The sequence below is a fragment of the Nitrospirota bacterium genome (assembly GCA_016180645.1).
GTDB lineage: Bacteria > JACPQY01 > JACPQY01 > JACPQY01 > JACPQY01 > JACPAV01.
On record JACPAV010000034.1, the window covers coordinates 23,873 to 37,701 of the forward strand.

Here is a 13,829-nt window from a genome sequence, read left to right on the forward strand (position 1 = left end):
TCCGGTTTCAGACCACCGCCCGGCGACCGGCCGTCTGACGGCGGAAAAAATCCCGGAAGCGTTCCAGGACGAAATCGATTTTCTCATCGGAAAGGCCCGGATACACGCCGATGAAGAAGGAATCGCGCATGACGCGGTCGGAGTGGGCGAGGGATCCCGCGACGCGGGCCTTGATCTGGCGGTATGCGGGTTGGCGGAGGATGTTCCCCCCGAAAATCTCCCGCGTTTCGATGTTGGCCGTTTCAAGCCAATGAACCAGTTCGAAGCGTGACGCGCCTCCATGGACGGAGATGGGGAACCCGAACCACGAAGGATTCGCGCGCGAATCCCAACGAGGGAGGACGAGGCGATCCTGGTAGGACTGAAGGCCGTCGTAGAGTCGTGAGAAGTTTCGACGGCGCGCTTGAATGAATTCGTCCAGCCGGGCGAATTGCGCAAGGCCGATGGCCGCCTGCATGTCCGTGGGTTTGAAGTTGTAGCCGAGGTTCGAATAGGTGTATTTGTGGTCGTAGCCTTTGGGGAGGTCGCCCAGTTCCCAGCCGAACCGCTTTCCGCACGTGTTCGATTCGCCGGGGGCGCACCAACAGTCTCTTCCCCAATCCCGGACGGACCTGACCAGGCGGGAGAGGTGGGACCGGTTCACGACCACCCCCCCCCCTTCCCCCATCGTCAAGTGATGGGCCGGATAGAAGCTCAGCGTGGCCAGGTCGCCGAATGTGCCCACGCGGCGGTCGCCGAACGTCCCTCCCAACGCATCGCAGCAGTCCTCGATCAGGAACAAACGGAACTTTTCCGCCAGGCCGGTCAGGATCTCCATGTCGCAAGGGTTGCCCAGGGTGTGAGGGACCAGGATCGCCCGCGTGCGGGGCGAAAGGGCCGATTCGACGAGCGTCGGATCGATGTTGTAGGTGCCGATCTCGCAGTCGACGAGAACGGGAACCAGCCCGCTGTGAACGAGGGGGGCCAGCGTGGTGGGGAAGGTCACCGCCGGGGTGATGACTTCATCTCCCGGCCGGAGGGGATGGTCCAGTTGGGCGGACATGAGGGTCAGGACGGCCGTCAGGTTGGCACTCGAGCCGGAATTGACGAGCACGAAGTCCCGTGATCCGAAGAATCTTTTCATCTCCCGCTCGAATCGGTCTCCATAGCGGCCCAGGGTGAGCCAGAACTCCAGCGCGCTGTCGACCAGGTTCGTCATTTCATTCTCTCCGTAAACCCGGCCCGAGTATTGGATGCGCGACTTGAACGGGACGAAGGGCTCCGGTCGGTGGGCCACCCGATAGTATTCCCCGACCTTCTCGAGAATGTCCCGTCTCAGCGATTCGGCGCTTCCCGTTTGGGGCCGCGATTCGTGAGCGGACTGGGTATCGGAAAGCCAGTGTCGGCGGAAGCGTTTCAGGGCTTCCTGGAGATTCATGGCGTCCGTCCCGAGGAGCGTTTCCAGTTTGCCGGTGGTCAGGCCTCCTTGAAGAGGGCGGGTGGCACGCGGGCCCATGGCGGCCGTGGGCGTGGGGAGGACACGATCGGGATCCAGAGACATGGACTTGGCGAGCTGCTTTCCAAGATCGCTGCGGGTCATACGATCTTTTCCAACGACGTTGAAGATCCCACCGGCGCCCCGCTGAACGAGTCGAACCGTGACCTCGGCCAGATACTCCGCAAGGGTGGGATTGCACCATTCGTCCGATGGAACCCGCATCGGCTTCCCGGTCGGGAGGACCTCCCAAATCTGCATGGCGAAGTTTCGAGAAAGCCGGTTCCATCCGAAGACCGCCGTGGTTCTCACAATGATCGGATCGGACGTTTCGGATCGGATGCGTTCCTCCGCCTCGAGTTTAAGCCGGCCGTAGACGTTGACGGGGTGTGGAAGATCGTCTTCACTGTAGGGACCGCGCGTGCCGTCAAAGATGTAGTCCGTCGAATAGTAGACGAGCCGCGCCCCTTGAGTCCGGGCGGCTTGGCACACATGGTCGATTCCGTCCACCAGAACCTCCCGGGCCTCCGCGGGGTGTTCCTCGCAGGCGTTCACTCCGCCGGGTATGTTGACGGCCAGGAAAATCCATTCCGGTCGGGTCTCCTCCAGAGTTCGCTCGATGGCTCGTGCGTCCCGGATGTCCAGACGAATCGCGAACTCGGTGACGTGGCGAAAGGCTCCCCGGATGACTTGGACCCCGGAGTTTTCCAACGCGTCCGACAAGGCGGTCCCGACCAATCCCGAAGCTCCCAGCACCAAGGCTTTCATCTCAGGCCGATCCGCTCCCGTTATCGGTTTTGGAGTTCCCAGTCGTAAGGGATCTCGGTGGTGGAGGGGTCGAGCCGAACAATTTCAGCGGGGTCGTGGGGCTCCGTGGCGCAATTGGCCACGAAGGCGGGGGCCGAGCCGACGCCCTTGAAGCCGTTCCAGACGAGCGCCGGAACGCGAACGAGAACATGATTCGCCTCCCCCAGGAATAGCTCCATGATTTCACCGCGGGTCGGAGAACCTTCGCGCCCGTCGTAAAGAACGAGCTTGATCGTTCCGGACACAACGGCATAGTTCAGGACCATGCGCTTGTGCAAATGCCAGCCCTTGACCACGCCCGGGTAGACCATGGAGAAATAGATCTCGCCGAACTTCTCGAAATGCGGGGCGTCCGCCCGCAACATGTGCATGATTTTTCCCCGCTCGTCCTGAATCTGGCGCAACGGATGGATCTGCACGCCTTGGATCATCGTTCGCCCCTCATACAGTCTGCCCGAAGAAACCCCTGTACCATTCGATGGTTTCCCGAAGCCCCTCCTTGAGGCCTATCTTCGCCCTCCAGCCGAGGAGGCGCCGGGCTTTGGCGGTGCTGAGGTGCTGGGACAGGATTTCGCCAGAGGCGGTATCGAGGATCTTTGGATGAATGTTGTCGGCTCCCATCAAGCGCCCGATTCGGCGCACGAGGGTCAGCACGGTGACCGGCTCTTCGGAGCTGAAATTGAAGGCTTCGCCTCGAATCTTCGCCTCCGCCAACCCGTCGGCCAACCTCAGGTAGGCGCGCACGACGTCCTTGACGTAGGTGTAGTCGCGCACGTACTTCCCGTTGCTTCGGATGACCGGTCTTTCGCCTCCAAGCAGAGATCGGATGGTTCCCGGCACGATGCGGGACCAGTTCAGGTCGGCCCCTCCATACACGTTGCCGCACCGGGCGATGCCGACGGGCAGCCCATACGTGCGGTGGTAGCACCGGGCGAGCAGGTCGGCGCAACTTTTCGAGACTTCGTAAGGGAAGAGGCCGTTGAGGGGCATGTCCTCCCGATAGGGCAGCCGGGGGGGGGTTCCGTAGGCCTTGTCACTGGAGGCGATGACGATCCGCCGGACGAACCCGGATTGCCGCCGGCAGGCTTCCAGAAGATGGTAGGTGCCGCGGATGTTGGCCTCGAACGTCTGGAGGGGCGATCGGGCGGCCGTGGTCACAATGGTTTGCGCGGCGAGGTGGAACACCGTGTCCGCATCATGTTTGAGGATGGCCCGTTCGAGGGTTTCCGGGTCCTCCACCGCTCCATGGATCACCGAGATCCTTCGGATGTCGCCGCTCCGGAGCAGCTCGGAGTTCGGATCGGCGTCCCGGATGAGCCCGATGACAAAGGATCCGCGGGCCAGCAGCTCTTTGACCAGCCAGGAGCCGACGATTCCCGTGGCCCCGGTTACCAGAACGCGGCGGGAACTCCACGAGGGCCCCACCCTCTTGCCGTTTGGCTTCATGTCAATCCTTCCACTTTCACGAAAGCGCCGAGGAGATCCTGAACGTGACCGATGCCCATGCCCGGCGGCAGACGTGTTCGACGGTCCACCCGGCCCGCTTCAGCCATCCCCGGAGCGCTTCGGGGTCCCCCCACCTCTCGGCCTTCCGGAGCAGGGTTGCAGGCCCCTTCAATTCGGGATCGTGTTCGAGGGCCATCGCGGCATACTCCTTCCATCGGGTCCGACGGGTATCGACCCGCCTGAGTTCCGCTCGGGCCCAGGCGAAATAGTGTTCGGCCATCGACCGGCGAAGGGGGTTCGGTTGCTCCACCGCGGCCACGGGCGCCGGCCGGCCGTTTTGATGCAGGTCCGCTTCGAGGTGCTCGAACAGCGCGCGGAGTGTCTCGTGCGCTTCGTATTGCCTCAGCGCCCTCTGGTGGGCCCGGTTCGCCATCTCTTCCCTTTCCTTTTCGTGGGCCAGATAATACCTGATTTTGTCGGCGGCTTCCGCCGGCGATTGGAACACGTCCACCTCGCGGCCGACGTCGAAATACTTTCCCAGGAGCGGCATGTCCTCGGTCAGGAGGAATCCGCCGCACATCGGAATCTCAAAGAGGCGGCCTTTCAGTTGGTGGGGCGCATTCGGATCATTGGGGTTCGACGTGAAGCTGAGATTCACCCGCGTGCGATTGACCGCCCTCACGAACTCCGCCGTGGAGAGACCGGGATCCCGGTAGCCCCTCCCGTAGACGAAAACGTCCGCGCCTGCCTTGGCGATGTCCGCCATTGCCCGCTCCCGTTCGCCGTGCAAGGTGCCGACGAAGCCGGCGTCGTGTTCCTTCGGAACCCCGGGAAGCTTGGAAAAGACGGATCCATTGACGGGAATGATCGGCACCATCAGACGGGCGCGCGCGCCCATCCGGCGATAGGGTTCGACGACCGACGGCGTATTGGTGACGGCATAGTCGAGGTTGGGCAGCATCCATCGAGATCGGGTTTCGAACAAGACCTCGTCGTCGAAGAAAAAGCCCAGCACATGGGTCCCGCTCCGTCGGGCGGCCTGGAGGGTGGTGTCCGTCACCAGTCCCGTGAAATCGCACATATGGAGGAGATAGCGGGGCCGAAAGGTTTCCACCAGATCGAGAATCTCGCGGTTGGCTTGCGAGATTCCCCGTGCATTGGCGCCGGCGTAGATGTCGTACCGGAGGGCGCGGCGGAAGGTGCGGCACAACGGCTCGTACCAGGTGGCGTCTATGTCCCGGTTGCACGTGAGCTGGATCCCCGGTTCGCCGGCCAGGCCGAGCCCGCGCTGGCTCGTCAGGGTCACGAGGAGGACCGTGGCGTCAACCATGGTGCGCCAGCTTCCACGTCGATCGTCCGTCCACGATGCCCGTGTTCGTGACCTCCGGGACCCCGCCGTTTTCCGCGTGGTCCAGCACTTCCAGAGTAATGGCGTCGAGACCGACGATGTTCTGGAGCCAGGAGTGGGCGACATCCGCCCCGATGTGGAGTCCGTACAGCCCCGGGCGCAGAAAATTGTCCAGGGTGAATTCGATCGTGTAGCGGCCCGGATCCAAGTTCCACAGCTTCCGATCGCCGTCATCGTCCTGGTGGACGGTGAAAACGTGGGACCCATCCACGGCGCGAATCCCCGCGCCGAAGGCGACATCCTTCAGGGGTTCCAGGGCTTCGATGTCCAGGCCGACCGCGATGGGCTGTTTCCAGAACAGGCTGAAGCTTCCATTCGCGCTGTTCAGCAACCGGATGCGCCGGATCCTCAATTTACGGACGCCGCGGTGGTGGTCCTCGTCACGGATGGTTTTTTCGGCCGCGTCCACTTGGTGCATGCTGAGGTACCGGGCCACCACGTCGTTGGCGGGCCCGTCGGCTTTCCGTTCGCCCTGCTCCAGAAGGATCGCCCGGGGGCAGAGCGCCTTGACGGTGCTCATGCTGTGGCTGACGATCAGGACCGTGCGGCCCTCCGAGGCGACCTGCTCCATCTTGCCCATGCATTTCTTCTGGAAGACCACGTCTCCCACGGCCAGGACCTCGTCCACCAGCATGATTTCCGGACGGAGGTGCGCGGCCACGGCGAAGGCGAGCCGCACGTACATCCCGCTGGAGTAGAACTTTACAGGCGTGTCGATGAATTTCTCCACCTCGGCGAACGCCACCATTTCGTCGAACCGCGCGTCAATTTCGGACTTCCTCATGCCGAGGATGGCGCCGTTGAGATATACATTTTCACGGCCCGTCAGTTCCGGGTGGAAGCCGGTTCCGACTTCGAGAAGGCTGCCCACCCGGCCCGTGATCCGGGCACGGCCTTCGGTCGGTTCGGTGATGCGGGAGAGAATCTTGAGGAGGGTGCTCTTGCCGGCGCCGTTTCGCCCGATCACGCCGACCACCTCGCCGGGCTTCACCTCGAAGGAAACGTTCTTGAGGGCCCAAATTATTTCGTGGCTCGTGGCTCGTGGCTCGTGGCTCGTTGAAGATCGGAGAAGGCGGAAGGGGGATTTTATCTTGTCCATGAGGACGTCCCGCAGAGCGGTGTAGCCGTACAGGTTCCCCTGGCCGCTCCCGATCCGGTAGAGCTTGCTCAAGCCTTCGACTTGGATGACGGTTTCGGGCATGGCGTCAAATCACGTCCGCGAAGGTTCGTTCCATGCGGCGGAAGTACAGCAGACCCCCTGCAAGAACGGCGAGGACGACCGCCGTCGAAACGGCGATCAATCCGCCCGCCGGATGAGGCGTGCCCAGCAGGGCCCATCGGAAGCCTTCCACCACGCCGGCCATCGGATTGAGGCCGTAAAGCGTTCGCCATTTTTCCGGCACCAAACTGGCCGGATACACCACGGGCGTGGCGAACATCCAGAACTGGACCAGGAACCCGAGGACGTACCTCACGTCGCGGTACTTCACGTTCAAGGCGCACAGCCACAGGCCCACGCCCAGCGCGGTCATCATCGCGAGGAGGATGAAGAGAGGCAAGGTCCATACCGCGGCCGTGGGCGCCACCCTGAAATAGACCATGAGGAGCAGAAGCATGCCGAAGGCGATGGCCAGATCGACGAGGCCCGACACCACGGACGAAAGGGGAAGGATCAGCCTCGGCACGTAGATCTTGGTGATGAGATTTTGGTGGCTGACGATGCTCTGGGTGGACTGGCTCAGGGCGTTGGAAAAATAGGTCCAGGGCAGCAGCGCAACGTAGCTGAACACGGGGTACGGTTGGCCGTCCGAAGGGATTCGCGCGAGCTTGCCGAAGAAGAGACTGAACACCACCATCGTGAAAAAGGGTTGGATGATCGCCCAGGCGGCGCCGATCGCGGTCTGCTTGTATCGGACCTTGATGTCCCTCCAGATCAGGAAGTAGAGGAGTTCGCGGTAGTTCCAGATCTCGGCCCAATCCGGAAGCCGCCACCGGCTCGTCGGGTGGATGTCGATGACGGATCCTGATTCAATCGTTGCGTTCATGCCGGCTTTGCGCGCCTGCCTCCGGCGAATGCCCGGGTCCGGGCGCCGGGGGACTGAAAAGGATTTCATGGAGCACCGAGACGCCGATATCGCCGCCGTTCCAGCGACAGTCGAGAATCGCCACCGGAGACCCATCGACCGCCGCCCGCCGTCCGTTGCCCGTTCGGGCCGATTTCCTTCCGGCCACGCCGTTCCATGACCTCACGCTCTCAAAGGTCACGTCTCCTCGAGACTTGAGCGCATCCTCGACGATGTGCACGATATCCCCCTCGCCGACCACGACAAAATGGGATTTCCCCTCGGCCTGCAATCGTTTCAGCAAGGACTCGATTCCCTGCCGCAGGGTCCGGTACGAGTCCAGGGTTTTCTGGACGTACTGCACGGAGCGCTGCATGACGTGGCGCAGCCCGCGGGGCGTGACGAAGTAGCGGAGCCGCCGTCCATCGACGCTCTTGGCCTTGACGAGGCCGATCCGCATGCAACGGCGCAGGATGATGTTCGCGAGGCCGTGGGAAATCCCGCTTTGCCGGGCCAGGGCTCGTTGGGTGAGGTTGGGGTCCGCGGCCAGGAGTTCCAAAATCCCATAGGCCCTCTCCGGAAGATTGTCCATTTATTGGACATTATGGCCGTCGGTGGTCGGCGAGTCAAGGCCAGGCAGGGACGGTGCGGCCCTTGTCCTACTGCCGGCCAAGGAGGGTCGGCGTTGGAGCACAAGGGGCGTTTGCGACTGTCGAAATGGGGGTGTAAATATCATGCGCCTTGGAAGCCGTCCGATCCACCGTATCCGTCGTCATTCCCACGCGCTTCCGTCCCGAGGCGCTTCGGAAATGTCTGCTCTCCCTGCTCGGGCAGACGCAGCGGAAGCGATTGACGGACGTGATGGTGGTGGACGACGGGAGTTCGCCCGCCACGCGCGCTTGCGTGTCCGGCCTCGAGAAAGAATTTGCGAAGACCGTTCCGGAGTGCCGATTGACATATCTTGCGCAAGATTCTCTCGGGGCGAACGCGGCGCGAAACCTCGGGATTCGGGAGAGCCGGGGCTCCATCGTTGCGCTCATGGATGACGACGCCGTGGCGCCTGAGACGTGGCTGGAGGAACTGGCCGGCGGATTGGAGAGGGCGGGCGTTGACGCGGCCGGAGGAGCCATCCGGTTGCGGGTGGAGGGACCGCTCATCGGAAAGCACCGGGAGGAGGTCAAATCCCTTTTTGCGGAAGTGCTGGAGCCGGCCCGCACGGACGACGGGCGCGTGGTCCCGGTCACGTGCAACATGGCGGCCCGCCGAAATGTTTTCGACCGCGCGATGTTCGACGAAACCGTGCGCCCGCCCGTAGAGGAAATCGACTGGCTTGTCCGCGCGCGGGCCGCGTCGGTTTTCCTTCCCGACGCCTGGCTTTGGCACGAGAAATCCCCGGAGGAACTGCGTTTGGCTGCGGCCCTCCGACTGGCTTGGAAACGGGGAAGCGAGACAGGTTGGTGGAGTCGAGTTCGTCTTCGTCGCCCGCTCTCCCGCCGCTTACGCGAGGCCGGGATGTCCGCGTGGACCGTGCTGTTCTCGGTGGGTCACGTCGCGCGGCGCCGCTGCGTGGGCGGGCTCCTCACGGCCGCGGGCGAAGCGGCGAGGCTCTTGGCCGTTCTCGGTCTCATCAACCGCGGCGTTCGTTCTCCGAGGAGCTGGCGTTGAAGGCGGCGGCGCATCGAGCAGGCCGACCGCAGGGCGCCACGGGGACCGGGCAACCGCGGCTTTATCGAATGCCCCGCCGGGAATAGAATCGCGCGCTTGGCATGAATCGCATGGCCACCCCGAAGAAGGGCCGCCGCCTGCTGTTCGTCATCGATCAGCTTTCCGGCGGCACGGGACGGGTGTTCGTGGATCTTGCCCGGGGACTGGATCGAGCGCGATTCGAACCGCGGCTGGCCGTTGTCCACGGGGACTCGACGCTGCTGGGTCAGTGGCCGGGCGACCTTCCCGTGCATGCCCTCCGCCGGCCCGGCGAATCCTGGAGGCTCGGGCGATTCCTTGCTTATCGACGGCTTCAAAAGGTTGTGGAGGAGAATCGGATCGACCTGGTGGTGTCGGCCTTGGAGGTCTCCAACATTTATGCGGCCTTGTTGAGGAGGAGCGGGCGGCGCGCGCGGACCCTTCTTTCCTACCACACCAATTTGACGGCCTTCCGGCGCTACACGCGCGAGCGATTCAGTTTTTGCGGGCTGCCCATGGAATGGTACATTCGTCACCTGTACGCGTGGGCGGATGCCGTGGTTTCACCTTCTCGGGGCGGAGCGGAGGATCTGGTCAAGACCTACGGGCTGCCCGCTGGAAAATCGCGCTGGATCCCGAACCCCGTGGATCTCGGCCGGGTGCGGGAAATGTCCCATGAGCGGATCGAATGGCCGTGGCGGAGGGGGACGACGCCCGTCGTTTCGGTGGCCTCCGTGGGACAGCGGTGCGTGGACACCAAGGGATACGACGTGCTGGTTCGAGCGTTGGCCGAGTTCCGGGGAATCCGGGCGCCCCGGCTCGCCGTTCTGGGGTCGGGACCGCAGGAAAAGGCCGTGCGCGCGCTGGCCGCATCGCTCGGCCTGTCCGACCGCGTCTGGTTTGCGGGTAACCTGGAGAATCCCTGGAAATACGCGGCGCAAACGGATCTCTTTGTTCTGCCCAGCCGGTGGGAGACCTTCAGCCTCGTCCTGGTGGAGGCCATGGCCTCCGGGTTGCCGGTCCTGGCGGCGGACTGCGACTTCGGTCCGCGGGAAATCATCGAGCACGGCAAGTCAGGCTGGTTGGTGCCGCCCGATGATCCGCATGCGATGGCGGAGGCGCTTCGCCGGCTCCTGCCGCGGAAGGACGTGCTGAGACGGCTCGCCGGAAACGGCAGAAGGAGAGCCGAAGATTTTTCTCTCTCGCGCCGTGTGCCGGAGTATGAGAAACTTTTCCACGAGGTGCTTTCCACAAGATGAAACGATTGGGACTCCATGTTCGCGCCGCCGCGGAGAAGGTGGCGGGGAACGAGCGCCTCCTCAAAGTGGGCATGGCCGTGCTCCTGGTTTACCTCGGTTGGCGGGCCGGGGCCTATCAGCTGGGCCAAGGGGGAGGTCTGTGGGCCAACCTGGCCATGGGGGTGGTTGCCCTCGTTGCTCTGGCGGCCCTCCCGTGGCGCTTTGCGCTGACGATAGCGACGCTGGTGGTGGTGGGGGAGGGCGCCCTCCGGAAGTGGGTTTTTCCGGATCGGCAGCCGGCGGTGTACGCCTTGAAGTATCTCCTGCTGGCCGCCGTTTATCTCCGGTTCATGGTGGAATGGGGTACGGGGAAGGTGAAGATGATTGTTCCCAGCCGGCTCTCGCTTCTGCTCCTTCTCTATGTCGGCTGGGTGCTTGTTCAGGCCTTCAATCCGGCGTTGCCGGACGCGTGGATCGGGGGGGTCGGCGTTTTTCAGCGGCTTTTCATGATGCCGCTTTTTCTGGTCGTCCCTCAAGTGTGCCGGGATGAAAAGGACTGGATCCGGTATTTCCAGTTCCAGGTCATTGTGGCGGCGGCCCCTCTCGTTTTGGGCGTCGTCCAGTTCTTTCACGAGCCTTGGGACCTGATCAACCTCGATCCTTACGGTGGAGAGGGGATCGGTTCCGCTTTCGGCCACTTCTTCGGACTCATGATCACACGTCCCACCGGCAGCTTTCCGTCCATCTCCCAGTTTAACGCCTACATCACCCTCGTGGCTGCGATGGCGCTGATTCTTCTGACCGCGCGTGAGCATGAGGTTCGCTTCCTGAGATGGCTCCCCTATCCGACCATCCTCCTGGTCCTCTTCGGAGTCCTGGCGTCCCAATCGCGGGGCGCGGCGGTCATGTTCGCCGTCATCCTGGCCCTGATCTTCGGCTCCAGGAGGAACCTCCGTCTTCCGCGGCGGGGTCCGGTTCTGTGGGCGGGCGCGATGGTCCTCCTGGGGCTTGGGGCCGCGGTCATGAATAAGGAAATCCGCAACCATGCCTTTGGACGATTCACGGGAACGGAAGCGGGACAGGCCAACGAATCGCGCGAGTTTTTCACCCGAATGGGGATCATCGCAAGCGGACCGCTCAAAGCGGTGGAGGATCTCAGGGGGGGATTTCTTGGAGTTGGGGCCGGATTCCGAACCAACCTGGCCGGCCGGATCGGCGCCCGGTACGCGACCTCCAGCGTCCGTTCCGCGCTGGGAGCGGAGCAGGGCGTGGGCGATGAGATCGTCACGGAACTCGGCGTGCCCGGCCTCGTCCTCTACTATCTTCTGAAGGTGACATTTCTTTTGCTCATTCTTCGGGAAGCTCGGTCCCATCCGTCGACCGGCTGGAGGAGGCTGCTGATCTTCCCGCTCTTCGTTCATTTGATCGACTTGGGGCTCGGCCTGGAGCAGCGGGACCCGGTGTTCGCTTTCTATTATTGGTCGGGGACGGGGATCCTTCTTGCCGCGATGGCGAAGAGGGCCGAGAACGAATCCGCCGCGAGTTTGGAGGCGGCCGAGAGCGGAAGGTCAGAGCTTGACTTGTGACTTAGAGCCTCTAACAGAATGCCGATTCGTAGGGGAGCATCTTCAGATGCTCCCAATACGGGCGGATCTAAAGATCCGCCCCTACGACTTGCTATCCTCCCGTGTTCGGGCTCCTCGTAGGGGAGCATCTTCAGATGCTCCCTCTTGTCGGGAGGGCCTGAAGGCCCTCCCCTACGCATTCTGTTAGACGCTCTTAGAATGCATCCGGAAACTCACCTGCCGTAGGGGAGGACCTTCAGGTCCTCCCTGCTTGGGAGCAGCTAAAGCTGCTCCCCTACACGCTGCTTGCTCCCAGGCAACGACTAAAGCTGCTCCCCTACACGCTGCTTGCTCCCAGGCAACGAACCGGCTCATTTGGCATTTCTGGACATTTCCGGACGCATTCTTGCCGGTGCAGAACAGTCGAGTCAGTCAAGAATCAAGTTCAGACCCCCATTCCTGTGGCTTCCCTTGCGGCATGCCTGTGGGTGCTGTCGCGCATGCGGAAAAAGGGATGGGTGGCTTTGCCCGTGCCCGCCTGAAGATTCCATCGACGAAGAGACCCACACCCACGGCAAGGAAGGGATCGATTGGAATTCGGTAGAAGCAATTCTCCTTCAACTCCAGCAGGCTGGAGATCCCAAAAGCATACAGGATATTGAACAGGGCGAATGCGGACAGGGCGGTTCCCGCGCGGGTTGATGGATCGTCGAACGAACGCAGGCCGGAGATCAACCGGCGTGTCCATGCGTAGAGTGCAGTCACGAAGACCGCCAACCCGATCAACGGCACGAGATAAATCACGGAGACATCCGCCATCGAGCGGAGGATGGAATCGGTCCGAAGGGTTCCCCAGTCGTCAAATTCCCAGAAGAAACGGTCGTTCTTGTTGCCGAAAAAAATATAGAGGGCGTTCAGGACCGCCAGCGCGTATTTGGCGGGGTATTCTTTTACGAGGGTGACGGCATTCCGCTGGTACTCCTGCGAGGCCCGCGGATAGATGAGGTTGTTCCAATTCCCGTAGCCGTTTCGTTTCCACGGCGCATCGAGCACTTCGATCCCCGTGTGGGGGGCCGTGCCGTAGTAGTCGATGAACGCCTGAGGCGGCGCCCAGCGATAGATGCCCACCAGGGGGGTGATTTTCCCCTCGGCCAGAAGCCTCTCCTTCTCGTCCGCCGCAACGTAGGCGGTCATCCCGAACAGATTCCCGCCCTGCCAGGTACTGGACGTGAACATGCCCAGCCAAACGTAATTTCGAACATAGAGGCTGCCCGCCGCCAGGACGAAGATGAGGGTCAGTGCGGTGTGGAGCCGCACACGGTCCGGCGCGCGCCGGGTGGTCAGATAGAGTAGGAAAACGGCGATGGGCCCCATCCAGACGATGAGGTGATAGAAACTTCTCGTGAGAACGACGACGGCGGCCAGCAGGAGCGAAATCGCAAACCATTTCGACTTTCCGGTCTGCGCGAAACGGTGGACCGTCACGGCCATGGCGCAAAGGAGCGCGGCGAGGGGCAATCCGTAGTACAGCCACCGTTCCGCTTTGAGCATGAGCGGGGAATGGACGAGGGCGAGGGTCAGGATCAGCGAGACCGCCCTTGAAACGCCGAACGACCTCATCAGGCCGAAGGTGAGCACGGCCACCATCGCTCCCAGGATGAAGTACATCGAAGCGAAGACGATGAGATCGTACCCTTGCGGCGCTCCTTTCAGAACCAGACCCAAAAGCAAGTTGAACAAGGGAGGCTGACTGTGCATATGCAGGAGCCCTTGCAGGAGATCGGAGCGGAGAATTTCCGGATCGAGAAACTGCATGAACGACTGGAGAGGTTCGTCATAGAAGAAGGGACGAACGTGGTAGAGGACCGCGCGCGAGGCCGCGAAAAGGAGGAGAAGGAGAAGGAGACTCTTGACGTCTTTGCGGTCCACTCCGTGCCCGCCTATTGACGCCAGCATATTAGGTGGGATTAACGGGGATTCTGATCGAGAGTTTCGTGTGAGGGATAGAGGAGGCCGGCAAGTCCGGGCGTCGCTGGAGGCAGAGCAACTCGTAGTGGAACTTCCGGCAGAGATGATCGATGTTCATTGGGGCGAAGGAGGGCCAGGGGGTGGAAATCGGCATCCGGTGTCGCATCTCCGGACCCT

At 62.5% G+C, this 13,829-nt stretch carries 11 protein-coding genes; 3 read left to right on the plus strand and 8 right to left on the minus strand.

The window, feature by feature from the left end; all coding sequences use genetic code 11:
* Window positions 1–7 precede the first annotated feature (7 nt).
* Genes rfbH through HYT87_17265 form a run of 7 tightly spaced genes read right to left on the minus strand, consistent with a single transcriptional unit; the run spans window position 8 to window position 7,790 of the window.
* Window positions 8–2,242, minus strand: a complete 2,235-nt coding sequence (gene rfbH / locus HYT87_17235; GenBank protein ID MBI2061486.1) for a lipopolysaccharide biosynthesis protein RfbH — start codon at window positions 2,240–2,242, stop codon at window positions 8–10.
* A gap of 20 nt (window positions 2,243–2,262) precedes the next feature.
* Window positions 2,263–2,712 (minus strand): dTDP-4-dehydrorhamnose 3,5-epimerase family protein, encoded by a 450-nt coding sequence (locus HYT87_17240; protein MBI2061487.1) that lies wholly within the window; start codon window positions 2,710–2,712, stop codon window positions 2,263–2,265.
* Between the two features lie 10 nt (window positions 2,713–2,722).
* Window positions 2,723–3,727 (minus strand): GDP-mannose 4,6-dehydratase, encoded by a 1,005-nt coding sequence (locus tag HYT87_17245; GenBank protein ID MBI2061488.1) that lies wholly within the window; start codon window positions 3,725–3,727, stop codon window positions 2,723–2,725.
* Window positions 3,728–3,743: 16 nt separating this feature from the next.
* Window positions 3,744–5,057, minus strand: coding sequence for a glycosyltransferase (locus tag HYT87_17250; protein MBI2061489.1), 1,314 nt, complete (start codon window positions 5,055–5,057; stop codon window positions 3,744–3,746).
* The gene (locus HYT87_17255) at window positions 5,050–6,336 is read right to left on the minus strand and encodes an ABC transporter ATP-binding protein (protein ID MBI2061490.1); all 1,287 of its coding nucleotides are present in this window, start codon (window positions 6,334–6,336) and stop codon (window positions 5,050–5,052) included. The genes HYT87_17250 and HYT87_17255 overlap by 8 nt, the downstream gene beginning before the upstream one ends.
* Window positions 6,337–6,340: 4 nt before the next feature.
* Window positions 6,341–7,180 (minus strand): ABC transporter permease, encoded by an 840-nt coding sequence (locus HYT87_17260; GenBank protein MBI2061491.1) that lies wholly within the window; start codon window positions 7,178–7,180, stop codon window positions 6,341–6,343.
* On the minus strand, window positions 7,164–7,790 hold the full coding sequence (locus tag HYT87_17265) for a winged helix-turn-helix transcriptional regulator (protein ID MBI2061492.1): 627 nt from the start codon (window positions 7,788–7,790) through the stop codon (window positions 7,164–7,166). The genes HYT87_17260 and HYT87_17265 overlap by 17 nt, the downstream gene beginning before the upstream one ends.
* 149 nt (window positions 7,791–7,939) lie before the next feature.
* Here HYT87_17265 and HYT87_17270 point away from each other — a divergent pair, with 149 nt between their 5' ends.
* The 3 genes from HYT87_17270 to HYT87_17280 all read left to right on the plus strand — a co-directional run bounded on the left by HYT87_17270 (window position 7,940) and on the right by HYT87_17280 (window position 11,705).
* Window positions 7,940–8,863, plus strand: coding sequence for a glycosyltransferase (locus HYT87_17270; GenBank protein MBI2061493.1), 924 nt, complete (start codon window positions 7,940–7,942; stop codon window positions 8,861–8,863).
* Between the two features lie 101 nt (window positions 8,864–8,964).
* Entirely contained in the window at window positions 8,965–10,140 is a 1,176-nt protein-coding gene (locus tag HYT87_17275; protein ID MBI2061494.1) for a glycosyltransferase, read from the plus strand.
* Window positions 10,137–11,705: a hypothetical protein gene (locus HYT87_17280; protein ID MBI2061495.1), complete on the plus strand. Its 1,569-nt coding sequence runs from the start codon at window positions 10,137–10,139 to the stop codon at window positions 11,703–11,705. Before HYT87_17275 ends, HYT87_17280 begins: the two co-directional genes overlap by 4 nt.
* 411 nt (window positions 11,706–12,116) lie before the next feature.
* Here HYT87_17280 and HYT87_17285 read toward each other — a convergent pair whose 3' ends face one another.
* Complete coding sequence (locus tag HYT87_17285) at window positions 12,117–13,640, minus strand: hypothetical protein (GenBank protein ID MBI2061496.1); 1,524 nt, start codon at window positions 13,638–13,640, stop codon at window positions 12,117–12,119.
* Window positions 13,641–13,829 lie beyond the last annotated feature (189 nt).